The 25,898-nt window shown below is 67.9% G+C and carries 21 protein-coding genes; 13 read left to right on the top strand and 8 right to left on the bottom strand.

What is annotated here, in order from left to right; translation table 11 throughout:
- Positions 1 to 30 precede the first annotated feature (30 nt).
- Both ACQ3HB_RS14465 and ACQ3HB_RS14460 read right to left on the bottom strand, forming a co-directional pair.
- Positions 31 to 1,857, bottom strand: a complete 1,827-nt coding sequence (locus ACQ3HB_RS14465) for a glycoside hydrolase family 3 protein (RefSeq protein ID WP_430920805.1) — start codon at positions 1,855 to 1,857, stop codon at positions 31 to 33.
- A 2-nt stretch (positions 1,858 to 1,859) separates the two neighbouring features.
- On the bottom strand, positions 1,860 to 3,167 hold the full coding sequence (locus ACQ3HB_RS14460) for an MFS transporter (protein WP_430920803.1): 1,308 nt from the start codon (positions 3,165 to 3,167) through the stop codon (positions 1,860 to 1,862).
- A 141-nt stretch (positions 3,168 to 3,308) separates the two neighbouring features.
- Here ACQ3HB_RS14460 and ACQ3HB_RS14455 point away from each other — a divergent pair, with 141 nt between their 5' ends.
- Positions 3,309 to 4,613: a TetR/AcrR family transcriptional regulator gene (locus tag ACQ3HB_RS14455; RefSeq protein WP_430920802.1), complete on the top strand. Its 1,305-nt coding sequence runs from the start codon at positions 3,309 to 3,311 to the stop codon at positions 4,611 to 4,613.
- 94 nt (positions 4,614 to 4,707) lie between these two features.
- Here the strand turns inward: ACQ3HB_RS14455 and ACQ3HB_RS14450 are convergent, their stop codons facing one another.
- The gene (locus tag ACQ3HB_RS14450) at positions 4,708 to 5,349 is read right to left on the bottom strand and encodes a TetR/AcrR family transcriptional regulator (RefSeq protein ID WP_430920800.1); all 642 of its coding nucleotides are present in this window, start codon (positions 5,347 to 5,349) and stop codon (positions 4,708 to 4,710) included.
- 430 nt (positions 5,350 to 5,779) lie between these two features.
- On the opposite strand from ACQ3HB_RS14450, the gene ACQ3HB_RS14445 reads away from it, so the two are divergent.
- From ACQ3HB_RS14445 to ACQ3HB_RS14420, 6 genes are all read left to right on the top strand, one after another.
- Positions 5,780 to 7,438 carry an ABC transporter substrate-binding protein gene (locus ACQ3HB_RS14445; protein ID WP_430920799.1) on the top strand — a complete coding sequence of 553 codons (1,659 nt, stop codon included), beginning with the start codon at positions 5,780 to 5,782 and terminating at the stop codon, positions 7,436 to 7,438.
- Positions 7,439 to 7,531: 93 nt separating this feature from the next.
- Positions 7,532 to 8,422 carry an ABC transporter ATP-binding protein gene (locus ACQ3HB_RS14440; RefSeq protein ID WP_430920797.1) on the top strand — a complete coding sequence of 297 codons (891 nt, stop codon included), beginning with the start codon at positions 7,532 to 7,534 and terminating at the stop codon, positions 8,420 to 8,422.
- A complete protein-coding gene (locus tag ACQ3HB_RS14435) occupies positions 8,419 to 9,228 on the top strand; it encodes an ABC transporter ATP-binding protein (RefSeq protein ID WP_430920796.1) in 810 nt (269 codons plus the stop codon). The genes ACQ3HB_RS14440 and ACQ3HB_RS14435 overlap by 4 nt, the downstream gene beginning before the upstream one ends.
- Positions 9,229 to 9,231: 3 nt before the next feature.
- Positions 9,232 to 10,215, top strand: coding sequence for an ABC transporter permease (locus ACQ3HB_RS14430; RefSeq protein WP_430920795.1), 984 nt, complete (start codon positions 9,232 to 9,234; stop codon positions 10,213 to 10,215).
- A 4-nt stretch (positions 10,216 to 10,219) separates the two neighbouring features.
- Complete coding sequence (locus ACQ3HB_RS14425; protein WP_430920793.1) at positions 10,220 to 11,281, top strand: ABC transporter permease; 1,062 nt, start codon at positions 10,220 to 10,222, stop codon at positions 11,279 to 11,281.
- A gap of 109 nt (positions 11,282 to 11,390) precedes the next feature.
- Positions 11,391 to 13,706 (top strand): exo-beta-d-1,3/1,6-glucosidase, encoded by a 2,316-nt coding sequence (locus ACQ3HB_RS14420; protein WP_430920792.1) that lies wholly within the window; start codon positions 11,391 to 11,393, stop codon positions 13,704 to 13,706.
- Positions 13,707 to 13,868: 162 nt separating this feature from the next.
- Here the strand turns inward: ACQ3HB_RS14420 and ACQ3HB_RS14415 are convergent, their stop codons facing one another.
- Positions 13,869 to 14,504, bottom strand: coding sequence for a hypothetical protein (locus ACQ3HB_RS14415; protein WP_430920790.1), 636 nt, complete (start codon positions 14,502 to 14,504; stop codon positions 13,869 to 13,871).
- A 99-nt stretch (positions 14,505 to 14,603) separates the two neighbouring features.
- Positions 14,604 to 15,011: a MarR family winged helix-turn-helix transcriptional regulator gene (locus ACQ3HB_RS14410; protein ID WP_430920789.1), complete on the bottom strand. Its 408-nt coding sequence runs from the start codon at positions 15,009 to 15,011 to the stop codon at positions 14,604 to 14,606.
- 51 nt (positions 15,012 to 15,062) lie between these two features.
- On the opposite strand from ACQ3HB_RS14410, the gene ACQ3HB_RS14405 reads away from it, so the two are divergent.
- A complete protein-coding gene (locus tag ACQ3HB_RS14405; RefSeq protein ID WP_430920788.1) occupies positions 15,063 to 15,788 on the top strand; it encodes an alpha/beta fold hydrolase in 726 nt (241 codons plus the stop codon).
- Between the two features lie 62 nt (positions 15,789 to 15,850).
- Positions 15,851 to 16,735 (top strand): SMP-30/gluconolactonase/LRE family protein, encoded by an 885-nt coding sequence (locus tag ACQ3HB_RS14400; protein WP_430920786.1) that lies wholly within the window; start codon positions 15,851 to 15,853, stop codon positions 16,733 to 16,735.
- A gap of 33 nt (positions 16,736 to 16,768) precedes the next feature.
- Here the strand turns inward: ACQ3HB_RS14400 and ACQ3HB_RS14395 are convergent, their stop codons facing one another.
- Positions 16,769 to 17,881 (bottom strand): S1C family serine protease, encoded by a 1,113-nt coding sequence (locus tag ACQ3HB_RS14395; RefSeq protein WP_430920784.1) that lies wholly within the window; start codon positions 17,879 to 17,881, stop codon positions 16,769 to 16,771.
- 263 nt (positions 17,882 to 18,144) lie between these two features.
- On the opposite strand from ACQ3HB_RS14395, the gene ACQ3HB_RS14390 reads away from it, so the two are divergent.
- The 4 genes from ACQ3HB_RS14390 (at position 18,145) to ACQ3HB_RS14375 (ending at position 23,641) form a co-directional block, all read left to right on the top strand.
- Positions 18,145 to 20,310 carry an alpha-galactosidase gene (locus ACQ3HB_RS14390; RefSeq protein ID WP_430920782.1) on the top strand — a complete coding sequence of 722 codons (2,166 nt, stop codon included), beginning with the start codon at positions 18,145 to 18,147 and terminating at the stop codon, positions 20,308 to 20,310.
- Between the two features lie 92 nt (positions 20,311 to 20,402).
- A complete protein-coding gene (locus ACQ3HB_RS14385) occupies positions 20,403 to 21,308 on the top strand; it encodes a carbohydrate ABC transporter permease (RefSeq protein WP_430920780.1) in 906 nt (301 codons plus the stop codon).
- 9 nt (positions 21,309 to 21,317) lie between these two features.
- A complete protein-coding gene (locus ACQ3HB_RS14380; protein ID WP_430920778.1) occupies positions 21,318 to 22,265 on the top strand; it encodes a carbohydrate ABC transporter permease in 948 nt (315 codons plus the stop codon).
- A gap of 8 nt (positions 22,266 to 22,273) precedes the next feature.
- Positions 22,274 to 23,641 (top strand): ABC transporter substrate-binding protein, encoded by a 1,368-nt coding sequence (locus ACQ3HB_RS14375; protein WP_430920777.1) that lies wholly within the window; start codon positions 22,274 to 22,276, stop codon positions 23,639 to 23,641.
- A gap of 88 nt (positions 23,642 to 23,729) precedes the next feature.
- Here ACQ3HB_RS14375 and ACQ3HB_RS14370 read toward each other — a convergent pair whose 3' ends face one another.
- A complete protein-coding gene (locus tag ACQ3HB_RS14370) occupies positions 23,730 to 24,872 on the bottom strand; it encodes an ROK family protein (RefSeq protein WP_430920775.1) in 1,143 nt (380 codons plus the stop codon).
- Positions 24,873 to 25,014: 142 nt separating this feature from the next.
- On the bottom strand, positions 25,015 to 25,866 hold the full coding sequence (locus ACQ3HB_RS14365) for a BtpA family protein (RefSeq protein ID WP_430920773.1): 852 nt from the start codon (positions 25,864 to 25,866) through the stop codon (positions 25,015 to 25,017).
- Positions 25,867 to 25,898 lie beyond the last annotated feature (32 nt).

Here is a 25,898-nt window from a genome sequence, read left to right as displayed (position 1 = left end):
CGGCGGGTGGTGTGGGGCGGGCAGGCGGGGTTAGAGACGGAGGCCGTGACCGAAACGGAAGAGCGGGTCCGCCGTGTCGAACGGCACATCGGGACGGGACGCCCGCACCTCGTCTATGCCGCGCGGGAGGTCGAACGGGAGCGCGCCCTTCGGCTCGGCTGCACCCGTCAGGACGTCGAAGAGCGCACGAGGGTTGGACCCCCAGTTGCCGACGATCGCCGCGACCGAGTCGACGATCGGGGTGAGGATGGCCGGACGGTCGAGGAAGACGTCGACGATCGTCGGGACCCGTGCAGCGACATCGCCAACGTGGGCGACCGTGTCCGGCGAGAAGTCGAGGGAACCCGCGTGGAAGAAGTTCTCGAACGTCGTCCCACGTTCCTCGTACGGCGCCTGCAGACGGAGCACGGCGATGTCGGCATCGTCCGGGGAGGTCGCGACGGTGCCGTACTCGGCCACGATCGCGGCGTCGACGCCCTCTGCCCAGATCCGCAGTCCCCGCTGGAACGGCACAGCGGGTGCGCCGGCGACGTCGCGGTTCGTGATGACGGCGATCGATGCGCGTTGCGCCGCCTCGCCCGCTGCGACGAACCGCTCGTTCCCGACGATCTCCGCGGCCCGATCGGCATCGACGAACGGCCGGTCGAAGAGACCGAGCACGAACTTCTCCCGTAGGAGGCGACGAGCGGATTCGTCGAGGCGGGACTCCTCGATCGCACCCGACCGGACGAGGTCGATGAGCATGTCCGGTCGGTTCTCGCCACCGAACTGGTCCGCCCCGGCATCGATGACCTTCGTCATTCGCTCCGCCGGGCTCAGGTGCTCGACGCCCCACGCGCGAGCAGGGAACGGCTGGCCCATGATCTCGCCGTCGGTGATGAGGCCCCAGTCGGTGCAGACGATGCCGTCGAAGCCGAACCTGGTGCGGAGGAGCCCCGTGATGACGGACTTGTTGAAGCCGAAGCCGACCTCCTCGAACTCGGTGCCGACCGGCATCCCGTAGTACGGCATGATCTGGCTGGTACCGGCCTCGAACGCGGCCTCGAACGGCTTGAGGTGCAGCTCGAACTCGCCGCCCGGGTAGACCTGCTCGCGACCGTAGGCGAAGTGCGGGTCTTCACCGTCCAGCTGCGGGCCGCCCCCGGGGAAGTGCTTCGTCATCGTCGCAACCGAATCCGGGCCGAGCTCACGGCCTTGGAAGCCACGGATGTAGGCGGCCCCGAGCGCGCTCGTGAGCTCGACGTCCTCCCCGAACGTCGCGAGCTGACGAGCCCATCGCGACTCGGTCGCGAGGTCGATCTGCGGGTGGAGGGCCACCCGGATGCCGACGGCCGTGTACTCCTGACGGGCGATGTCGCCGAACTCCTCGACGAGAGCGGCATCACCGATCGCGGCCAGGCCGAGCGGCTCCGGCCAGCTCGAGAACGCACCGGAGTTGATCGCGGCGAGCGGATTGTCACTGTAGGAGTGACGCGGATCGGTCGACAGTGTGACAGGGATGCCGAGCCGGGTGGACGCGGCGAGTTCCTGCAGGCGGTTGTGCCACTCGGCGAACGCCCGCCCCGTCGGCGCACCGCCGAAGACGTTGAAGTGCGACATCAACCGGTCGATGACGACGTCCTGCGTCGAGGGGAGGCCGAACGCGTCGTTCGCCTCTGCGAGCCCGCCGTCCTCACCGATCGTGATCATGCTCTGGAAGAACAGCCCGGCCTTCTCCTCGAGCGTCATCTCCGAGAGGAGGAGCTCGACGCGTTCCGTGACGGGTTTCGTGGCATCGAGCCAGGTGCGTTCGACGGCGGCGGTGTTCTCGGTGCCAGTGGTGACGTCGGTGCCAGTGGTGATGTCGGTGTCGGTCATGGTCACTTCACTCCCTTGATGCAGTAGACGAGCAGGGCGCCGAGGAGCGAGATGAGCGCTCCGAACAGGTACCAGGTGGTGTAGCCGCCGAGGGCCGTAGACGCACCGAACGCGATGATGGCCGGGGCGATGGCGGGTGCGATCGACTGCGGCAGGGCGTTCGCGATGTTGAGCACGCCGAGGTCCTTGGCGACGTCGTCCGGGTTCGGGAGGACCTGGGTCGCGAGTGCGAGGTCGACGGAGAAGAAGGCGCCCGCGCCGAAACCGATGATGCCCTGCGCGACGATGAGGATCGCGATCGACGGTGCGAACGCGAGGAGCACGAGACCGACGACCATGATGAGTCCGGCGGCGGCGACGAAGGGGCGGCGCTTGCCGATGCGGTCGGACAGCCAACCGCCGAGCGGACTCGACACCATCATCATCGCCATCGACGCGACGTTCGCGATGAGGATGGTTCCGATCGCGTCCTGCTCGCCGAGCTGGAATCGTTCGGTCAGGTAGAACGGCAGGAACGTGGCGATGCCCGCGTACCCGAACATGACGAAGAACTTGGTGAGCCAGGTCCAGCCGAAATCGGGGTGCTTGACGGGGTTGAAGACGAAGGAGCCGAAGAACTGACCGATCGTGAACCGCTTCGCGGGCTTCGTCTCGAGACGGCGGTCGCGGAGGAGGAGCACGAAGACGACGGCGAAGAGCAGGGCGAGCACCCCTGGGACCACGAAGCGGGCGAAGTCGTCGCCGATGAAGTTGACGAGGAAGCTCCCGCCGAGGATGCCGAGCGGTGTCGTGATGCCGACGAGGCCGGACACCTTGCCGCGACGCTCCGGGATGACCTGGTCGGGGAGGGTCGCATTCGCGGCGGCGAGCACGCCGTTGAGGGCGGCCTGGGCGAGGCACCAGCCGACGAGCACGATCCACACGCTCGTGGCGACGCCGATGAGCGCGAGGGCGAGGACGCCGACGATCGCGCCGCCGAGGATCCACGGGCGGCGCATGCCGAAGCGTGAGGTCGTGCGATCGGAGAGCCGCCCGACGAGGGGGTTCGCGATGAGCGCGAAGAGGGCTCCGACGCCGAGCACGAGTCCCAGCCCGCCCGTCGCGGCTTCCGGCGTCGAGGTGATGTGCTGCAGTTTGAACGCCATCGACACCATCACGGGTGTGAGCAGCGCGATGTAGACGCCGAAGTTGGCGCCTGCGAGGGCGGCCGTGAAGCCCCGAGGCTCCCTGCCGGTGGGGGCCGTTCCCGGGACTCTGATCCCGGTCGTGCCGACGATGGCAGCCGAGGCGGCCGGTGACAGCTCTGTCATGTCTCGTCCTTTCGAGGAAGCGACGAGCGAGCGGCGGAGGGTCCGGACGTCGTCGTCGAGGCGAGCATAACTCAATCTCGACCGAATGGTAACTTTTTCCTCGGGGGTCGTCGGTCGTTAAGCTGTCCCGTGGGAGGCGGCATGCAGAACACGCTCGCACCAACGCCGAAGAAGCACGCGAAAGGCGCGAGGCGCCGGGAACAGATCCTCGACGTCTCGCTCGAGCTCTTCCGCACCGTCGGCTACCGGGCGACCTCGCTCCGCGACATCGCCGCCGCCGCGGGCCTCACCCACCAGGGCATGCGACGCTACTTCGCCGGCACGGAGGACATCCTCGGCTCGCTCGTCGAACGCTTCGAACACGCGAACCTCGAGTGGATGGACGAACGCGCCAGGCAGGGCCTTCCGTCCGGGCCGGTGGAGCTCGCCCGACGGAACGCTGAGATCCCTGGATATGTGGAGCTATACGCGGCCCTCGTCGGGGAAGCGACGAGCACGCACCATCCCGCCCACGACGCGATGCGGGAGCACTACCGCTTCGCCAGACGGATGCCGCTCGTGGACTTCCGCGACCAGCCCGATCCGTGGAGCGACGCCGTCCGGCTCGTCGCCGGCTGGGACGGACTGCAACTGATGTCGCTCTACGCGGACGACATCGATCTGCCGAATCGTCTCGCGAGGCGCATCGCCTTCATATATGACGATGACGCACCGGCGCTGACGGTTGTGTCGGCTGCTGCGTCGACTGTCGAGGGGGCGCCCTCGACCGCATCGGGAACGTCAGTGCTCCCGGCCGGCGGACCCGGAACCGACGCCGACGCCGAAGCCGAAGCCGAAGCCGAACCACGCGGCTATGCGCCCGGCCGTGAACGTCGCGAACGGATCATCGCCGACGCGACGACGCTCTTCTCCCGACACGGATTCCACGACACGAGCCTGCAGGACATCGCGAGCGCTGTCGGCATCGCGAAATCGACGCTCCTGCATCACGTCTCGAGCAAGGAGGAGCTGCTGATCGCGGTGCTCCAGCGACGCGACGATCGGGTGTCTGCGCGGAGTCCGCAGGAGCTCGCATCGGCTGCGGGAGGCGATGTCGACATGCTCGTGGCGCAGGCGGGGAGCAGTTCCGCGGACGACCCCGGGCTCATCGCGATCTACTCCGTGCTGTCGTGCGAGGCCATCGCGCCCGAGCATCCCGCCCACGAGTTCTTCAGGGCGCGATTCGCGCATGTCCGGGCGGCGTTCACCGAGGTCTTCACTCGGCTCATCGCGGAGGGCAGGGTGCCGGCTGATCGTGATCCGCGCGAGGAGGCGGACTGGCTCGTCGCCCTGTGGGACGGCCTGCAGTACCAGTGGCTGTACGAGCCCGAACTGATCGATGTCGCGGCGCTCCTCCGCGACCACTTCGACGACCTCGAGCGTGCTGTCGCGAATCCGCCGAGGTGAGGCTTCCGGTCGTTTTCGGGGCCCCTGGACAACCGGAAGCCTCACCTCGGCAGGCGAGCTGGGGCGGTGGGGCGGGAGGGCGAAGGGAGACGGGCTAGTCGGCGGCGAGGATGCTCGTGGGACGCGGCTCGACGACGGCACGCACGATCGCCTCGATCGCGAACTCGCTCGCGTGCGCCAGATCGACGTCGTCCGGGGTCAGCAACCACTGCACCTGCAGACCGTCCATGACCGCCAGGATGCTGACGGAAGCGTGCCGGATCGTGTCGGGAGCAGTGATGCCGCGCTCGGCGCACATGACCTCGAACGCGTGGACGACCTCGGCGCGCAGCGTTCGATAGCGTGACTCGAAGAACTCGCGGGCGGGGTGGTCATCGGTGACCGACTCGCTCGAGAGGACGACGTACGCCTGCACGATGCCGGCACGCTGAGCGTTCGCGAACGCGGTGCGGACGAGGTGGCGGAAGAGGTCGATGCCGTCGGGGATGTGCTTGTTGTCGAGGTTCTCGACATCGCTCGCGTCACGGTACCTGAGCACTTCGAGGAGCAGTTGATCCTTGGAGTGGAAGTGGTGCAGGACCCCGGCGTGGGTCATGTTCACCTGTTCGGCGATCTCGGCGAGCGTGCCGTTGGCGTAGCCCTTGCTGCCGAACGTGTCCGCCGCCGCCTTGAGGATCTCGGTCCTCTTGAGCAACGTCTCCGGGCGCGACCGGGGTTGGCGCTTCGTGAAGGTCATTGCGTCGTCGCATCTCTCTCGTGCTGGTGTGCCCTCCAGGGCGTGCTGCGGGCAGTCCCTTCGTGGGGGCGCGGCCGACCCGCTAGCGGTGTTGATTATAGGTCTGAACCCGCTCTGGCGGCCTGTCCGTCTGGCTCCATCATCCTCCTGTTGCATAGTTACTTACAAGCAGGTAATCTTTTTTTCGTTCGGCCCAGCCCACAGGTGTTGCGGTGACAACGAGGTCCTTGAGTGTGCGGCTGCAGCAGCCGCCCACTCGAAACAACCGGCCCTCTGCGCGTCGTCGCCTACGTGGGTGAACGCTCGGATCACCGCGGGTCTCCTCCCGGAATCCCGCACCGCAGTGTGTTCTGCGTCACGGCAACGCCGTGGCGTCACCAGATAACCGCGCCACGACCCGGTCGTGTCGTCACCCATCAAAGGAGATGTGATGAGGCTCAAATCCTCGTTGGTAGCTGTCGGTCTCGCGGCCGCTCTCGTGCTCACCGGCTGCTCGGCCGGCGGCAACTCAGGCGGTGCGTCGAAGGACGGCGCCGCGCTCACGATCGCGAAGCCGGACGGCGCGATCGCCACCGAGTCCAACAACCCCTGGGTCGGTGACTCCTCGGGCCTGAAGCTCGGCTACATCAACTCGATCCTCGAGCCCCTCGCGATCGTGAACCTGATCGACCCGTCGGGTGATCCGAAGCCGTGGCTCGCCTCGAAGATCACCTGGGCCGACGACTACAAGTCCGTGCAGCTCGAAGCCCGCGACGGCGTGAAGTGGAACGACGGCGAAGACTTCACCGCAGGCGACATCGAGTACACGTTCAACCTCTTCAAGTCGAACCCGGAACTCGACACCGCGGCACTCGGCCTCACGAGCGTCACCCGTGAGGACAACGTCGTCACGCTCGCGTTCGAGAACTCGATGTACGTCAAGCAGGACAAGGTGCTGCACAAGCAGATCGTTCCCGAGCACATCTGGAAGGACGTCAAGGACCCTGCGACGGACCCCAACCTGAAGCCCGTCGGCACCGGCCCGTACACGCTCACCTCGTTCAGCACGCAGAGCGTCGAGCTCACCGCACGCGACGACTACTGGGGCGGCAAGCTCGCCGTCCCGACGCTCTACTACGTGTCGTACAACGACAACACGGCCCTCACCACGGCCCTCGCCAACGGCGACGCCGACTGGGCGCAGGCCTTCATCCCGAACGTGAAGTCCGCGTTCCTGGACAAGGACCCCGAGCACAACGTCTACTGGGCCGCTGCCGGCCTCGGCATCGACGCCCTGTTCGTCAACACGACCGAGAAGCCCTTCAACGACCCCGCGTTCCGCAAGGCCGTCAACCTCGTCGTCGACCGCAGCAAGCACCAGTCGATCGCCCGTGAGGGCGGCGTCCCCGAGCTCACCTCGGTGACCGGCCTCCCCACCCCGGTCGGCGACCCGTACATCGCGTCCGAGTTCTCGGGCAAGGACTACAAGGTCGACGTGGCAGGCGCCAAGAAGATCCTCACCGAAGCCGGCTACACCTGGAGCGGCGACGCCCTCGTCGACCCCTCCGGTGAGAAGGTCACCTTCAAGCTCGCCGTGCCGCAGGGCTGGAACGACTACGTCACGGGCATCAGCCTGATCTCTGACTCCGTCAAGGCGCTCGGCGTCGACGCGGCGGTCGACACCCCCGACTCGGACACCTGGTGGGCGAACAAGGGCAACGGCGACTTCCAGGCGATCCTGCACTGGACCGACACCGGCGCGACGCCCTACGACCTGTACAGCGACATCATGGACGGCCGTTGGCTGAAGCCGATCGGCGAGGCGGCCGACTTCAACTTCGGTCGCTTCGACAGCCCGGAGGCGACCGCGGCACTGCAGCAGTACGCCAACGCGACCGATGACGACACCCGCAAGACGGCACTCGACGAGGTCCAGAAGATCTTCGTCGACGAGGTGCCCGCCATCGGTGTCGGCACGCGTCCGTTCATCGGTTCGTACAACACCCGCAACTACACCGGTTGGCCCGGCGAGAAGGACCCGTACGTCCCCGCCGACCCGACTCAGCCGACCGCTGTCGAGATCCTCACGAAGCTGAAGGCCGTCAAGTAGTCACGGTTCGCTAGCACCATCACCGGATGGGTCGAGGGCCGCGCAGGCCGCCTTCGACCCATCCCAGTGTCCAGATCCCCTCTGCCTCACAGAATGCAGGTACACGCAGTGACCAACGACGCCCTGCTGACAGTCTCCGACTTCAGCGTCGTGTACGACGTCGACCGGCCGGTCGAAGCCGTCCGGAACGTCTCGCTCACCCTCCAACGAGGCGAGATCCTCGGCCTCGCCGGCGAATCCGGCTGCGGGAAGACCACGCTCGCCTACGGCCTGCAGCGTCTCCTCAAACCGCCGGCCATCATCACGAGCGGTTCGGCGATCTTCCACGACGCCGACGGCACCGACATCGACATCAACGCCCTCGACGAGCACGCGATGCGCGCCTTCCGCTGGGACAAGGTCTCCATGGTGTTCCAGGGCGCGATGAACGCGCTCAACCCGGTGATCAACATCGGCAAGCAGCTCGGCGACGTGTTCTCCACGCACCGCCCCGAGCTCTCCCGCGCCGAGCGCACGAAGGAGTCAGGCGACCTCCTCGAGATCGTCGGCGTGGGTCGCGACCGACTGCGCTCCTACCCCCACGAACTCTCCGGCGGCATGCGCCAGCGCGTCATGATCGCGATGGCGCTCGCGCTCAAACCGCAGCTCATGATCATGGACGAGCCGACCACCGCGCTCGACGTCCTCGTGCAGCGCGACATCCTCCAGCAGATCTCCGAGCTGCGGAAGACCTTCGGCTTCTCCGTCGTCTTCATCACCCACGACCTCCCGCTGCTCCTCGAGATCTCCGACCGCATCGCCGTCATGCGCGAGGGTCGGATCGTCGAGCTCGACACGGCGGAGAACATCTACACGAACGCCCAGCACGACTACACGAAGCGCCTGTTGTCGTCGTTCCCCAGCCTCACGGGCGAACGCGGCGAGTTCGTGCGCGGCTCACAGGGCGATGCAGCCCCCACCAAGGCAGGAGCCGATCACTCGTGACATCGCTCGAGTTCAAGAACGTCACCAAGAAGTACCGCGTGCGCGGGGCCGGCGAACTGCTCGCCCTCGACGACGTGAGCTTCACCGTGACGTCCGGACAGACCATCGCCCTCGTCGGGCAGAGCGGGAGTGGCAAGTCCACGATCGCGAAGATCCTCACGCAGTTGGAACGCGCGACGTCCGGGCAGATCCTGCTCGCCGGCAAGCCGATCCCGCGCCGAGGCCGCGCCCTCCGCCGCTACCGTCAGCAGGTGCGCATGGTCTTCCAGGACCCCTTCGCCTCGCTCAACCCGGCCCACACCATCCGGTACCACATCGAGCGGCCACTGCGACTCGACAACGTCGTGCCGTCCGCCGAGGTCGAGGACGAGGTGCGTCGCCTCCTGGAGCGCGTCCGCCTCGATCCGGACGAATCGCTCGACCGCCGCCCCCACGAGCTCTCCGGCGGACAGCGTCAGCGCGTCGCCATCGCCCGCGCCCTCGCATCGCGCCCGTCGCTCCTCATCGCCGACGAACCCGTCTCGATGCTCGACGTATCGATCCGACTCGGGGTGCTCAACCTGCTCGCCGATCTGCAGCGCGAGTCCAACCTCGGCGTCCTGTACATCACCCACGACCTCGCGACCGCCCGCCACTTCAGCGACGAGATCATGGTGCTGAACCACGGCCGCGTCGTCGAACGCGGCCCGGCGGACGACGTCATCCTCAACCCGCAGCACGAGTACACGCGTACCCTGCGGGACGCCTCGCCCGACCCGGACAAGCACTTCGCGAAGCCCGGATCCACGACCACCGGACGGAGCTGACCCGTGAGATTCTTCGCACGCCGCGCCATCTTCTACGCGTTCACCGCGTGGGCGGCCATCACCATCAACTTCTTCCTGCCGCGCGTGATGAAGGGCGACCCGGTCAGCGCATACCTCCTGAAGAACCAGGGGAAGATCAGCCCGGAAGCCATCGATTCGCTGCGCACCCTGTTCGGTCTCGACTCGAACAAGACGCTCCTCCAGCAGTACATCGACTACTGGGGCCTGCTGTTCTCCGGCGACCTCGGCCGCTCCTTCTCCCGCGGTCTCGCCCCCGTCACCGACGTCATCGCCTCCGCCCTGCCCTGGACGATCGGCCTCGTCGGCATCGCCACGGTCATGTCGTTCGTCCTCGGCACCGGCCTCGGCGCGTACATCGGCTGGCGCCGGGGCAGCAAGGCCGACTTCATCGTCCCGATCACGACGTTCTTCTCCACGGTCCCGTACTTCTGGATGGGGCTCATCGCGATCGCGGTCTTCTCCACGACGCTCGGCTGGTTCCCCGCGTCCCACGCCTACGGCAAGGGGTCGCAACCCACGTTCAGCCTGGACTTCATCGGCCAGGTGATCGCGCATGGAACCCTCCCTGCGCTCACGATCGTGATCGCATCGCTCGGCGGGTGGATCCTCGGCATGCGCAACATGATGATCACCGTCCTCGACGAGGACTACGTGACCGTCGCGCAGGCGAAGGGGCTGAAACCGCGCCGGGTGCTCTGGAACTATGCGGCCCGCAACGCGATGCTGCCGCAGCTGTCGAGTTTCGCGCTGTCCCTCGGCTTCATCGTCGGTGGAACGCTCGTCATGGAACTCGTCTTCTCCTACCCGGGCGTCGGCAAGCTGCTCCTGGACGCCACCAACGCCAAGGATTACCCGCTCATGCAGGGCATCTTCCTGGTCATCACCCTGACCGTTCTCATCGCGAACATCCTCGCCGATGTCGCATACGCCGTGCTCGACCCCCGCGCCCGGCAGATGGAGTCCTGATTCCATGTCTGTGCCAAACACCACCGCACTCAATTCGACGATCGCACCGGCCAGGCCCCGCGGGACCACGGTCCTCGCGAAGGTCGGGCAGTCGTTCGCGATGTTCCGCAGCGGCAAGTCGATCACGGGTCTCGCGATCCTCGGCTTCTTCGTCCTCGTCGCCGTCTTCGGCGACCTGATCGCCCCGTACGGCCCGCTCGACAAGGACTTCACGGCCCTGCGTCAGCCGCCGTCGTGGGCGCACCTCCTCGGCACGACCCACATGGGCGAGGACGTGCTCAGCCAGCTCATCTACGGCACGCGCGGCGTGCTCCTCGTCGGCATGCTCTCGGGCGTCATCGCGACCGTCATCGCCGTCATCGTCGGCGTGACCGCCGGCTATGTGACCGGCTGGAAGAGCGAGTCGCTGTCCGCGATCACCAACGTGTTCCTCGTGATCCCCGGCCTCCCGCTCATGATCATCGTGGCCTCGCAGTACGAGAACCCGAGCCTGTTCCTCATCTCGGCGGTGCTCGCGATCACCGGCTGGGCGTGGGGCGCGCGGGTCCTCCGTGCGCAGACGATGTCGCTCCGCAACCGCGACTTCATCCAGGCGGCGCGGGCGAACGGCGAGCCGATCCACCGCGTGATCACGGTGGAGATGCTGCCGAACCTGCTCGCGATCATCGCGTCGAGCTTCGTCGGCACCGTCACCGCCGCCGTCCTCGGCCTCACGACGCTCGCGTTCATCGGCGTGATCCCCATCACCAACCTGAACTGGGGCACGATCCTGTTCTGGGCGCAGCAGAACGGCGCATTCCCCGACTTCTGGTGGTGGTACGTCCCGGCCGGCCTCTGCATCGCACTCCTCGGCGTCGCCCTCTCGCTCATCAACTTCGGCATCGACGAGTACGTCAACCCGCGTCTGCGCTCCGCGGGCGATCGTGCCCGCGCGATGCGCAAGAAGGGCATCGCGATGTCGAGCAGCGTGACCGCCGTGCGGACCCCGAGCGGCGCTGCAGGCGGCCCGCCCGCCGGCTCGACCGGCGTCCCAGGCGGCCCGACCGCCACCGACCAGACCAAGTAAATCCACGGCCTTCGCGCGATGCACCATCGCGCGAAGGCCGTGTCCGCGTCCGGAAATCCCCGTCCGGCCGCGCGTTCCGAACAGCAGCACCAACAAGGAGAACACCACCGTGAGCAGTGACCTGCCCCGCCCCGACCGCACTGCGACCCGCGAGCTGCCCTACCTCGACCCGGCTCTGTCCGTCGCCGAGCGCGTCGCCGACCTCCTCGGACGGATGATGCCGGAGGAGAAAGTCGGGCAGATGCTGCAGCTCGACGCCCGCGACGACCTGGACGACCACGTCCTCGGCAAGCACGTCGGCTCCATCCTCCACGCCTCGCCGGAGCGTGTCGTCAAGGCGCACGAACTCACGACAGAGACCCGCCTCGGCATCCCGCTGCTCGTCGGCGAGGACTGCATCCACGGGCACTCCTTCTGGGAGGGCGCGACGATCTTCCCGACCCAGCTCGGCATGGCCGCGTCCTGGGATGCGGAACTCGTGGAGAAGGTCGCCCGTGTGACGGCCGTCGAGGTGGCCGCGACCGGCATCCACTGGACGTTCTCGCCCGTGCTCTGCATCGCCCGGGACCTGCGCTGGGGCCGTGTCGACGAGACGTTCGGCGAGGACCCGTTCCTCATCGGCGAGCTCGCCTCCGCGATGGTCCGCGGCTACCAGGGCGACGGACTCGACGATCCCACCGCCATCCTCGCGACCGCGAAGCACTTCGCCGGGTACTCCGAGACGCAGGGCGGACGCGACGCGAGCGAGGCGGACATCTCGCGCCGCAAGCTGCGCTCCTGGTTCCTGCCGCCGTTCGAGCGGGTGGCCCGCGAGGGCTGCCGGACGTTCATGCTCGGCTACCAGTCGACCGACGGCATCCCGATCACGGTCAACGACTGGCTGCTGAATGACGTCCTCCGCGGCGAGTGGGGCTACACGGGCACCCTCATCACCGACTGGGACAACGTCGGCCGCATGGTCTGGGAGCAGAAGGTGCAGCCCGACTACGCCCACGCGGCCGCAGCCGCCGTCAAGGCGGGCAACGACATGGTCATGACGACGCCGAAGTTCTACGAGGGCGCGCTCGAGGCGATCGACACCGGCCTGCTCGTCGAGGGCGACCTCGACGCAGCGGTCTCCCGCATCCTCACGGTCAAGTTCGAACTGGGCCTCTTCGAGAACCCTCGTCACCCCGAGATCGACAGAATCGGCCTCTCCGTCGGCACGGAGGAGCACACCGCCGTCAACCTGGAGATCGCCCGCAAGTCGGTCGTGCTCCTGCAGAACGACGGCGTGCTCCCGCTCGCCGGCGGCCTCGTCGCCGATGAGACGGGCCGTGCGACGCCGAGCGACGCACCGCGGAAGATCGCCGTCGTCGGCCCGCTCGCGGACGACGCGCAGACCCAGCTCGGCGACTGGGCCGGTTCCTCCGGCCAGGCCGGATGGCTCGACGGTCAGCCCCGCGACATGATCGTCACCGTGCTCGACGGTCTCACCGCGCACGCACCGGCCGACTGGACCGTCGAGTACACGCAGGGCGCCGACATCCTCACGGTCGTGCCGGACCCCGAGGGCGAGTTCTTCCCGGACGGCCAGCCGAGGTCCCCGCTCGTCGTCGCCGCGGAGGCGAACGAACGACTCATCGCGGAAGCCGTGGCCAACGCGGAATCGGCCGATGTCGTCGTCGCCGTCGTGGGCGACCGCATCGAGCTCGTCGGCGAAGCCCGCTCCACGGCGACGCTCGAGCTCATCGGCGGCCAGATCGCGCTCCTCGACGCCCTCGCTGCGACGGGCAAGCCGCTCGTCGTCGTCCTCCTCGCATCGAAGCCGCTCGTCCTGCCGCCGTCGACCCACGACGCCGCTGCGATCCTGTGGGTCGCGAATCCCGGCATGCAGGGCGGCCGCGCGATCGCCGAGGTCGCGCTCGGCCTCGTCGAGCCCTCCGGCCGACTGCCGATCTCCTTCGCGGTGCACGTCGGCCAGCAGCCGACCTACTACAACCAGATCCGCGGCCAGCACGGCAACCGGTACGCCGACCTGACGCAGCGCACCGCGTTCGCGTTCGGCGAGGGCCTGTCGTACACGACGGTCGAGTACTCCGATGCGCGAGCGCTCACGCCGGCCGTGACCGTCGCGGACGTCGTCGAAGCCGAGGTCACCGTGACCAACACGGGCACGCGTCCCACGGTCGAGACCGTGCAGGTGTACATCAGCGACAGCATCACCTCGGTGAGCTGGGCGGAGAAGGAGCTCAAGGCCTTCCAGCAGGTGTCGCTCGAAGCCGGGGAGTCGAAGGTCGTGCGCCTGCGCGTTCCCGCTGCGGACTGCAGCATCGTCGACGGTGCCGGGAACCGCATCGTGGAAGCCGGCGAGTTCGAGATGCTCGTGGGGCCGTCGTCGCGCGAGGAGGCGCTCGAGCGCATCCCGTTCCGGATCGGCGCGTAGGGACCCGAACCCGACGCACTGCGGGCGGCCTGCACTCGTGCGGGCCGCCCGAGCGCAGGAGAACCGCACGAGGGGAGGACGATTCCGTGGAACGGACCTCACCCCGTGCGGTTCTCCGCGTGTCGGCAGCGCCGGGCCGATGGACCGGACGGCCCGAAGCGCCTAGAAGTGCATCTGCTTGAGGCGCCCGTACTTGATGACGAGTTCCTCGAGCGGGTCCTGATCAGCATCCGACGTCGCGATGTGGATGGGCTGCCGTCCGTTGTGCAGGATGAGGTCCGTGCCGTTGGAGTAGCTGAGGTCGGCCCAGGCGGATCGCCAGACGACGGTCTGGTCGGCGGTGAGTGCGGTCACGCCCGCCGCATCCAGCTGGACGGCCGTGATGCGCTGCTCACCGGAGACGACGAGCGTGAGCGGGAACTCGGACTGTTCGAACTCGCGGAAGTACGCCGTGAAGCCGATCTTCGCCTGCGGCCATCCTGCGCGGAGCGAACGCTGCACCCGCGCGACCGTGAGCGTGGCGACGCGGTCCTCGCCGGCGTCATCGAGCACGGGGACGTCGAGCGTGGTCCCGGGGGCGTTGATCGTCTGGAACAGCTCCCACTGGCGGGCATCCGGCTGATCGACGTCGGACGATTCCAGGTAGGGCTGCGCACCGAGCGAGGCGACACGAGTCGTCCAACTGGGGGCGTTCGTCTTGGCCTTCCGCCGAGACGACGCGACGCCGAACACCACGATGAGGACGAGGATCAGCACCCCGATCGCCATGAAGATCAGGAAACCGGTGTCATCGTCCACGAACTGCGCTCCTCCGTCGGTTAGTTGTGCGGTTAACATCGTATGGCTCGGCGCGCGACTGTCAAACATCTGTTGGATATCTAGGATTCGCGCGGGTGATCAGCCGACCAGCTTCTCCAGGAGGGCCGCCAGCGCGCGCTGCTCATCATCGTCCAGTGGCGCGAAGAGCTCCTCCCAGACGCCCCGGGCGAGCGCGCGGCCCTCGGCGAGGATCGACTGCCCGTCCTCGGTGAGGCGGTGGTGCAGGCGGCGTCCGTCGCCAGGGCTCCGATCGATCCATCCGGCGGTGATCAGACGGGTCGCGAGGGTGCCGAACGCCTGGTCGCTCTGGAAGGTCGCGACCGCGAGATCGTGTGCTGAGGCTCCGGGGTTGCGGTCGATCGCCTTCAGCGCGTCCCACTGGACGAGTGAGATCCCGATGGTCCGCAGGGCTGTGTCGAGCGCCCGATGGTCGCGATCCTGCACGCGCTTGACGGATCGGCCGAGGTGTTCGAGATCGACGGGCATGGTGTTACTATATCAATACCGTTATATAAACATGTTTATTTAGGAGTCACGATGGTTCGATCCGCGCTCGTCCTGCACGGTGGCGGCGGTCCCGCCACGGTCGCCCCGCTCGTCGCACACCTCTCCGGGGCGTTCGCCGTCGAGGCGCCCGTCCACCCCGGCTGGAACGGGACGGCGACCGTCGTCGACGACACGATCACCACGCTCGCCGCACGGTATCTGGAGGAGCTCGTCTCCGCCGGGCATCGCGACGTCGCGCTCGTCGGCTCATCCGTCGGCGGCTGGATCGCTGCCGAGATGGCGGTCCTGGACGCGCACCGCGATGCCGCCGATCGGGTGATCGGGCGCATCGTGCTCATCGACACGGTCGGGTTCGACGTCCCCGGCGAGCCGATCCGCGACTTCTTCGCCCTCGACGCCCGCGGCGTGGCCGAGTACTCGTGGGCCGACCCCGCGCGCGGGTACATCGACCCCGCGACGAGGACGCCGGAGGAGCTCGTGACCATGCGCGGGAACCTCGCCTCGCTCCGCGGCTACGCCGGCGATCCGTACATGCACGACCCCGGCCTGCTGGAGCGGGTCGGCACGCTGGCGATCCCGACGCTCGTGCTCTGGGGCGACGCGGACCGGATCGTCACCCCCGCCTACGGTCGCGCGGTCGCCACGGCGATCCCCGGTGCGGAATTCGTCGTCATCGCGGCCGCAGGCCACCTCCCGCACCTGGAACAGCCGGGTGCCACGGCGGCCGTGATCGATGCGTTCCTCACCGGCGTCTGACGATGCGGCCCTCCGTGCGCAAGCCCTGACCATCCACGAGTCGACCGCCGTAGCCTGGCTGCATGGACGACCGCTCCCGTACCCCATCCGTCTTCCGCGACACCCGTTCGATCCTCGTCGAGAGCATCTGGTGGGACGATGCGGCTGAACGGCTCGTGTGGGTGGACATCAGCGCGGGAACGCTGCACCGCTCTCCTCTGGGCGGAGCGCGTGACGGCGGTGACGATCTCGTCGTCGAACTCCCACCACCGCTGACCGCCGTGCAGCCGCGCGCTGGCGGTGGATTCGTGGCATCGCTCGGCGACCGCGTGGTCCTCCTCGATGCGGACGGTGCGATCGAGCGCACCCTCGTCGAGATCGAGCATGCGCACGCCGGGCTCCGCCTGAACGAGGGCAAAGTCGACGCGTTCGGGCGATTCATCGTCGGCTCGATGAACCTCACGACGGGCGAGCCGGACGCCGCGCTGTACTCGGTCGAACCCGATGGGAGCTCCCGGACGCTCCTCGGCGGATTCGGTGTCGCCAACGGCTTCGAGTGGTCCCCGGACGGCAGCACGATGTACGTTACCGACACGGCCGCATCGACCGTCTACCGCGCCGAATACGGACCGGACGGAGACCTCGGCGCCCTCGAACCGTTCCTCGTCGGTCATGCCTCGGACGGTCTCGCGCTCGACGTCGACGGGTGCTTCTGGAACGGCGTCTACGGCGAGGGCGTCGTCCTCCGCTGGACGCCGGGCGGCGAGGTCGCGGAGGAGATCGCGGTCGATGCGCCGAACATCACGTCCGTCGCGTTCGGCGGCCCGGGATTCGGGACCCTCTTCATCGGCTCGGCCCGCGAACAGCTCACGGAAGAGCAGCTCGTCCGCTCGCCGCTGAGCGGAGGGGTGTTCTCGCTCGACGTCGGCGTCTCCGGCCGGGCGCCGCATCGGTTCGGGCGGGTGTGAGACCCAGCCCCGTACGACCGCGAGCAACCGTGATCAGCTCGCGGACGGAGCCTCCTCGAGGGTGACCGTCGTCGTCGCCTGCTTGCCGTCGCGCAGATAGCCGAGGTCGACGGTGTCGCCGGCCTGCTTCTTCAACGTGACGGTCGTGAGCGCCTCCGGGCCGGTGGCCGGTTCGCCGTCGACCGTCAGGATGATGTCCCCCTGCTGCAGGCCGGCCGCATCGGCTGGACCGCCGGCGACGACCGATGCCACATACAGGCCCGCGTCGACCCCGTAGTCCGCGGCGACGTTCTGCGGGATCGCCACGACGGAGACGCCGAAGTAGGGGTAGTTCGCCTTCCCCGTCGTGATGATCTGCTCGACGATCGACATCGCACGATCCACGGGGACCGCGAACCCGATGCCGACGGAACCCCCGCCGGCTTCTCCCGAGGCGTTGGGGACGGTCGCGATCGCCGAGTTGATGCCGATGAGCTTGCCGGAGCAGTCGACGAGCGGTCCGCCCGAGTTGCCCGGGTTGATCGCCGCGTCCGTCTGGATCGCGCCCGCGAGGATGGCCGTCTGGCCGTCGTCGCCCGGCACCGTGACATCGCGACCGAGTGCGCTCACGATGCCGGAGGTGACGGAACCGGAGAGGCCGAGCGGGGCTCCGAGCGCGACGACGGGTTGGCCGACCTCGACAGCGGAGGACTTCCCGAGCGCGATAGTCGGCAGGTCTCCGGAGTGCTCCACCTTGAGGACGGCGAGGTCGGCGCGCGGGTCGCGGCCGACGAGCGTCGCCGACGTGCTCTCGCCGCTGCTGTAGAGGACTTCGATCGTCCCGCCGGAAGCGGCGACGGAGATCACGTGGTTGTTGGTGACGATGTACCCGTCCTTGCGGATGATCTCACCCGTGCCGATGCCGCCCTCGGAGCCGTTGCTCGCGGAGATCGTGACGACGGCCGGGAGGACGTCGGTGGACACGCGCGTCGCATCGCATGCCGCCCCTTCCGCTGCGACGACGGAGGTCGTCGAGACCGGTGCGGGGCTCGCGGTGTTCCTGCCGAGCATTCCGCCGAGGAACCCGGCGACGAGACCGAGGACGGCGGCGATCGCCACGATGAGCCAGATCCAGCCCGCGCTCGGCTTCTGACGAGTGTGTTCCACCGATTCCGACATGATTCCCCCAGCCCGGGTCGCGAGCCGACCCGTTCCCCAGTGTGTCCCGGCCTCTCCGGCCCCGCTTCATTCGTTTGAGGTGAGGCTTCCGGTCGTTTTCGGGGCGCGTGAACGACGGGAAGCCTCACCTCGGCGGTCGTCGGGGCGGAGGAGGGTGGGTGCGCGCGACTCGCCCGCGCGTGATGGGCTATTGACCTAACAAAGTCTGTGCATTAGTTTCGCTACAGAGTTAAGTAAGGAAAGTGACATCGATGTCCTCAGAATCCAGCCCGAGCATCCTGCTCCACGCACGAGCCGCCGGAGTGTCCCTGCTCCTCGACGTCAGCGACGGACGACTGCCCGTGATCCACCACTGGGGCGGTGACCTCGGAACACTGACCCAGGCCGATGCCCGTGCGCAGATCCGAGCGACGGCACCCGTCCCCGCCAACAACAACCTCGACGTCACGCTCCTGCCGAGCGTCCTCCCGGAACAGTGGACGGGATGGCTCGGCCGCCCAGGACTCCGCGGATCACGGGGCGGACGGGACTTCTCCCCGGTCTTCGTCGTCGACGCCCTTCGGGTGAACGACGAGCAGGCGACCGGCTACCTCGAACTCGACGGCACGGGTGCATCGCTCACGGTCGAAGCCGTCTGCGCAGACACGAAGCTCGCCCTCGAACTGACCGTGGAACTCACGGCGCAGGGCATCGTCCGCCAGCGTGCGACGGTCACGAACCACGGCGAGACGTATCAACTCGACGACCTCGTCCTCACCCTCCCACTGCCGACCGTCGCGACAGAGATCCTCGACTTCGCCGGTCATTGGGGCCTCGAGCGGGTCCCTCAGCGGACGAAACTCGATGTCGGAACGCACCTGCGCGAGAATCGGAAGGGCCGCACCGGCGCCGACTCCGCCTACCTCCTCCACGCGGGAGGGCCCGGCTTCGACTTCGGCGACGGCGAACTCTGGGCCGTGCACACGGGCTTCTCCGGCAACCACACCCACTACGCGGAACGCCTCTGGACGGGCGCGGGCGTCCTCGGCGGCGGCGAACTCCTCGACTCAGGGGAGATCGTCCTCGGCACGGGCGAGCAGTACTCCTCGCCCTGGGTGTACTTCTCCCACGCCGACGGCCTCGACGCCGTCGCTCGTCGCTTCCACCGCTTCATGCGGTCCCGCCCGCAACACCCGAGCACACCCCGCCCGGTGACGATCAACACGTGGGAGGCCGTCTACTTCGACCACGACTTCGAACGCCTCGCCGATCTCGCACGCCGCGCCGCCGCTCTCGGCATCGAACGGTACGTCCTCGACGACGGCTGGTTCGGTTCGCGTCGCGGCGACAGGTCCGGCCTCGGCGACTGGGTCGTCTCGGCCGACGCCTGGCCCGATGGCCTGTCACCGCTCGTCGACCTCGTCACGGGTCTCGGCATGCAGTTCGGCCTCTGGTTCGAGCCGGAGATGGTCAACGCGGACTCCGATGTGGCGCGTGCCCACCCCGAGTGGATCATCGGCGCCTCCGCGGGTCGCTGGCCCATCGAGGCCCGTCACCAGCAGGTCCTCGACCTCGCGATCCCGGAGGCGTACGCCCACGTTCGCGACCAGATGCTCGCGGTCCTCGACGAATACGACATCGCGTACATCAAGTGGGACCACAACCGTGATCTCATCGAGGCGGGCAACCTGCTCACCGGACGACCCGTCACCCACGAGCAGACGCTCGCGGCGTACCGATTGATGGACGAGCTCAAGGCAGCGCACCCCGGTCTCGAGATCGAGTCCTGCGCATCCGGCGGAGGCCGCGTCGACCTCGGCGTCCTCGAACGCACCGATCGCGTGTGGGTGTCCGACAACATCGACCCGCTCGACCGCCAGCTCATGAACCGGTGGACGACGCAGCTCATCGCGCCGGAGATCATGGGCACGCACGTCGCATCCGGCATCTCGCACACGACGCACCGCGCCAACACGCTCGAGTTCCGGGCGGCGTCCGCGCTCTTCGGGCACTTCGGCGTGGAATGGGACCTCGCGGCGGCGACCGAGCAGGAGACCGCGGAACTGACGGCGTGGATCGCGACGCACAAGGAACTGCGCGATCTGCTGCACAGCGGCGACCTCGTCCGCCTCGACGTCGCCGACCCCGCCTGGTACGCGCACGGCGTCGTCTCCGAGGACCGCGCGCACGCCGTCTTCTCGCTCGCGCTCCTCGCATCGCAGACCCACTCGAACGGCGGTGCGATCCGCTTCGCAGGCCTCGACCCGGCACGTCGCTACCTGGTCACCCCCGTCTTCCCGTCCGGAGCGCCTGAGCACCTCACCCCGTGGGCCTCAGAACCCACCGTGCTCACGGGCGCCAGCCTCATGCGCGCAGGACTCGAGCTCCCGGCGCTCCGACCCGCGAGCGCGTGGATCGTGCGCTTCGACGCGGACTGACCCACCCGGAACGACCATCCGCGGACGGGCGCTCCAACGCGCCCGGACACGGCGACTCCACTCCATCCCAACCGACAGACAAGGACGTCGAAATGGCAACAACAGCCCCGGTCACGGCCGGCCGACGGCACCGACGGGACGATACCAGGATCGCGATCTGGTTCATCCTGCCGGCCACCATCGGCCTGCTCGTGTTCATGATCTGGCCGACCCTGCGCGGCATCTACCTGAGCTTCACGAACTTCAACCTGCTCACGCCGGCCGAGTTCACGGGCTTCGACAACTACGTCCGTCTCGTGCAGGACCCGCAGTTCTGGAACTCGCTGTGGGTGACGATCCAGTACGTGGTTGTGAACATCACGGTGCAGATCTTCGTCGCCCTGCTCATCGCCGTCCTCATGCAGCGACTCACGAAATCGACGCTGCTGCGCGGACTCGTCCTCACGCCGTACCTCGTCTCGAACGTCGTCGTCGCTCTCGTGTTCCTCTGGATCCTCGACACCAACTACGGCATCTTCAACAAGATGCTCGGCCTCATCGGCATCGAGAACATGTCCTTCTGGAGCGACGAACGGTGGGCGATCATCACCGTCGCCCTCGTGAACGTGTGGCGGCACGTCGGCTACACGGCGCTCCTGCTGTTCGCGGGCCTGCAGTCGATTCCCGGCACGATGTACGAAGCGGCCAAGGTCGACGGCGCCGGGGAGGTGCGCACCTTCTTCGGCATCACCCTGCCGCTGCTCCGCCCCATCCTCGCGCTCGTGCTCATCATGTCCGTCATCGGCTCGTTCCAGGTGTTCGACACCGTCTCGGTCGCCACCAGAGGCGGCCCGGCGAACTCGACGAACGTGCTGCAGCTGTACATCTTCAACACCGCGTTCGGAGACTTCGACTTCGGGTACGCGTCCGCACTCTCGGTCGCACTGCTCATCCTGCTGATGATCGTCACGGTCATCCAGTACCGGATGACCCGTGCCGGCCAGACCGACCTGGACTGAGGCGACGCCATGACTGCAACGATCACCGAAACCCGCTCCATCACCACCGCGGGCGACAAGACGCCTGACCCTCGCGGCGGACGCCGATTCTCGATCGGGCGACTGTTCGCCTGGATCATCATGATCGGCATCATCCTCGTGACCCTGTTCCCCTTCATCTGGGTGATCCGGTCCTCCCTCTCCACGAACGCGGCGCTCCTCGCCAATCCGGAAGCGATCCTGCCGCCGGAGTTCTCCACCGACAGCTTCAAACGCGTCTTCGGCCTGCAGACAGGCGAGGAGGCGATCGCCGCCGGCGGGTCCGGACAGTCGATCGACTTCTGGCGGTACCTGCTCAACTCCGTCGTCGTCGCGACGCTCGTGACGGTCGGCCAGATCTTCTTCTCGGCACTCGCCGCGTACGCGTTCAGCCGTCTGCGCTGGCGGGGCCGCGACGCCGTCTTCGGGATCTTCCTCGGGGCGCTCATGGTTCCCGGCATCTTCACGCTGCTGCCGAACTTCGTGCTCATCAAGCAGCTCGGCCTCATCGACACGCTCCTCGGCATCGCCCTCCCCGGCATGCTCATGGCGCCGTTCGCGATCTTCTTCCTGCGGCAGTTCTTCAACAACATCCCGCGCGAACTGGAAGAAGCGGCCACCCTCGACGGCGCGAGCAAGATCCGCGTCTTCTTCGGCCTCATCCTGCCGATGTCGTGGGCGCCGATCCTGACCCTGTCGGTCCTGACGTACATCGGTGCGTGGAACGACTACTTCTGGCCGCTCATGATCTCCTACACGGACCAGTCGCGGGTGCTGACCGTCGGACTCGGCATCTTCAACGCCCAGACGCCGCAAACCGGCCCGGACTGGTCTGGCCTCATGGCCGCAGCCCTGGTCGCCGCCCTCCCGATGATGATCCTGTTCCTGGCGTTCGCCAAGCGCATCGTGAACTCCATCGGCTTCAACGGACTGAAGTGAGGACTCCTATGAAGACACGCACTCGCACCAGGGTCATCAGTTCCATCGCCGCGCTCGGCCTGGCCGTCGGCCTCGCATCCTGCAGTAGCGGTGACCCGTCCACGAGCGGGAACGACACCATCACCTACTGGTTGTGGGACTCCGCCCAACAGCCCGGGTACCAGCAGTGCGCGGACGCGTTCCAGCAGGAGAATCCCGAGCTGAAGGTGCGGATCACCCAGTACGGCTGGAACGACTACTGGTCGAAGCTCACGGCCGGCTTCATCGCGGGCACCGGACCGGACGTGTTCACCGACCACCTGTCGAAGTTCGCGGACTTCGTCGACCTCGACGTCCTCGAACCGCTCGACGACCTCGCGGCGACGGCGAAGATCGACCCCGCTCAGTACCAGGACGGGCTCACCGAGCTGTGGGTCGGTCAGGACGGCAAGCAGTACGGGGCCCCGAAGGACTGGGACACGGTGGCGTTCTTCGCCAACCAGCAGATGCTCGCCGATGCCGGCATCAGCGAACAGGAACTGGCGACCGCGACCTGGAATCCCGAGGACGGCGGTTCCTTCGAGCGGATCATCGCGCACCTGTCCATCGATAAGAACGGTGTCCGTGGTGACGAGCCCGGGTTCGACCCGAAGCACGTCGCCGTGTACGGGATGTCCCAGAGCGGTGGCGGCGGCAACCTGGGCCAGACGCAGTGGTCCTCGTTCGCCTTCTCGGCTGGCTGGGAGTACGCGAACACGAACCCGTGGGGCACGAAGACGCACTTCGACGACCCGCGGTTCATCGCGACGGTCGAGTGGTACCAGGGCCTCATCGCCAAGGGCTTCACACCGGACCAGGCGACGACCGCGAACGGGAACTTCGGTGCGAACCAGCAGTTCGCGGCGAAGCAGGCCGCGCTGTCGCAGGACGGGTCGTGGATGATCTCGACGTACACCGGCTTCAAAGACATCGACGTTGCCATCGCGCCGACGCCCATCGGCCCGACCGGGGAACGCGCATCGATGTTCAACGGGCTCGCCGACTCCATCAACGCGCAGTCGCCCCGCAAGGAGAAGGCTGCGAAGTGGGTCGCGTTCATGGCGAGCCGCACATGCCAGGACCTCATCGCGCAGGCGGGCATCGTGTTCCCGGCTCAGAAGGAGTCGACCCGGCTGTCGGTGCAGTCTCGTCTGGACAAGGGAGTCGACGTGAGCGGGTTCACGGTGCAGGTGGATGACAAGACGACGCACCTCGCCCCCGTGACGAGCCGTCCGAACCGGATCGGCCTCGCGGTCTCCCCGGTCATGGAGGCGATCATGATCGGCAAGGTGAGTCCGGCTCAGGCGCTTCCGGAGATGAACACGAAGGTGAACAGCATCCTGTCCCGAGGCTACTGACCCTGCGCCCTCCCGCCGAGGTGAGGCTTCCGGTTGTTCTGAGCTCCCTTGAACAACCGGAAGCCTCACCTCGGCTGTTTGTGGAGGACTAGTAGCCGCTGACGTGCATCTGGATGGCGACGACCGCGGCGCCGCGCGCCCAGTTCCAGAAGTCGAAGCGCTTGATCTCGATCTGCGTGGCCGACCCGCGCCGGGGGAGCGCGTACTCGAAGCCCTGCTGCAGGTCGTCGCGGTGGTGTTCCAGGATGCCGATGCCGTCACCCGCGATGAGCACGCTCTGCGGAGCGAGGATCGAGGCGATGATGCCGGCGAGCTTGCCGACGAGGAACGCGGCGTGAGCGACGACGGCCTGTGCGCGCGGGTCGGTGCTGGCGATCGCCTCATCGAAGGTGACCTCCCGCCCGAGGACCTCACCGACGCGTCGGGCGACGGCGGCCGAGGTGATCGTCGTGACGCCGCATCCCGTGTGACCGGATGAGCAGACGGGCCCCTGCGGATCGAGTTCGATGTGACTGATGGTCCCGGCCGTGCCACCGGCGCCCGTCACCTGGCGGCCGCCGAAGACGAGCCCGCCGCCGATGCCGACACCGACCGTGAGCAGCATGAAGTCGTCGAGCTCGCTCTGCTCGCCGAACCAGTGCTCGGCCTGCGTGAGCGCGGTGACGTCGTTCTCGATGTGGCTCGGGAGGCCGGTCGCGCGGGTGAGCTCGTCGGCGAGGTCGACGCGGCCCCAGCCGAGGAGGTCGCTCAGCTCCACGATGCGTCGACCGCTGACCGCGCCGCCGACCGAGACGCCGAGCGCGGCGATCCGCGGGTCGTTCCTGCGCATGCGGGCGACGTGATCGGCGAGTTGTCGGACGGTGTTCTCGGGTGTCGAGGTGTCGAGGCCTCCCTCGAGGCGCTCGTGGACACGCCCGCGGAGGTCGGTGACGACGGCGTAGAAGCGACCGGCGACGAGCTTCACGCCGATGAAGTGGGCAGCGTCGACTTCGAGGTCGAGCGGGAGGCTGGGGCGGCCCATCGGCTTGCCCTGCACGGCGTCGAGCTCGCGGAGCATCCCGGATTCGAGGAGGGGTCTCGTGAGGCGGGTGAGCGATGCGCTCGAGAGCCCGAGGCGACGAGCGAGATCGCTTCGAGCCGCCGGCCCGTGCCGCAGGATCTCGAGGGCGACGGCGTGCGAACTGCCTTCCAGCGGGGACCAGGCGGTCTCGGGCGATTCCGGCGTCGTCATGAGTCAATCGTAGGGACGATCGGCTCCGGTTCGATGCTCAGTCGTGGTGGGTTCGGCGGCACGGACCCACACGAACTGCGCAGTGGAGTGGAGCCCGGGCGCCGATCGGGGGAGTCGGCGCCCGGACGAGGGTGCGAGGCGCTCAGGCGCGGTCGCGGAAGGTGCGAGCGGCGGTCATCAGTCGCTCCACACGACGCGGGTCGACGGGCTTCCACCAGCGGCCGTCCTCCTTCAGCCACTGACCGACGATCGCGCCGTCGGCGACCTCGAAGAGCGCCGGGAGCTGCTCCGGGTCGAGGCCGGAGCCGACGATGACGGGCAGGTTGGTCCCCGCGCGCACCTCCTGCACTTCGGCCGGCTGGGTGGGGGAGCCCGTGCGGGTACCGGTTGCGATGAGGACGTCCGCGAGGTGCCACTCGGCGTCCGTCGCCTGCTCCGCGATCGACCGGTCGGCCGTGATCGCGTGCGCGCCGAACTTCACGTGGACGTCGGCCATGATGCGGACCTCGCGGGCGCCGATCGCGTTGCGGTAGCGGAGGGCCTTGGCTGCTTCGCCGTTGAGGAAGCCCTCGTTCGCGACGTAGGCGTTCGCCCACTGGTTGACGCGGACCCATCGCGCGCCGATCGCCTTCGCGACCGCGATGCCCGGGATGGCGCCATTCGCCACGCACGTGACGCCGAGCGGGACGTCGACGGCGTTGCGGATCTCGAGGCCGGCGGCGGTGAGTGCTGCGACGGTCTCGTGTCCGATGTCGTCCGGGCGGAGGAACGGCTGGTCGGATGCGTTCTCGATCATGACCGCGTCGATGCCCCCGTTCACGAGGGTGAGGGCGTCACGGACACCGGCTGCAGCGATGTCCCGCACGGACTCGCCGTCGTAGGAGGGCGCGCCGGGCAGAGGGCGGAGGTGCACGACGCCGACGATGGGGTGGCTGACGTCGAATTCGTCCTGCAGGGCGCTCGCGCGCGGTGGCATAACGACTGGAGCGCTCATGGCTGCTCGCTTTCTGTTGGAGATGGTGGTTC

Origin of the sequence: Plantibacter lichenum (genome assembly GCF_050587525.1) — a bacterium.
Classification (GTDB): Bacteria; Actinomycetota; Actinomycetes; order Actinomycetales; family Microbacteriaceae; genus Plantibacter.
The sequence above is the reverse complement of the archived record's forward strand: the minus strand, read 5'-3'. Positions and strand labels throughout refer to the sequence as shown.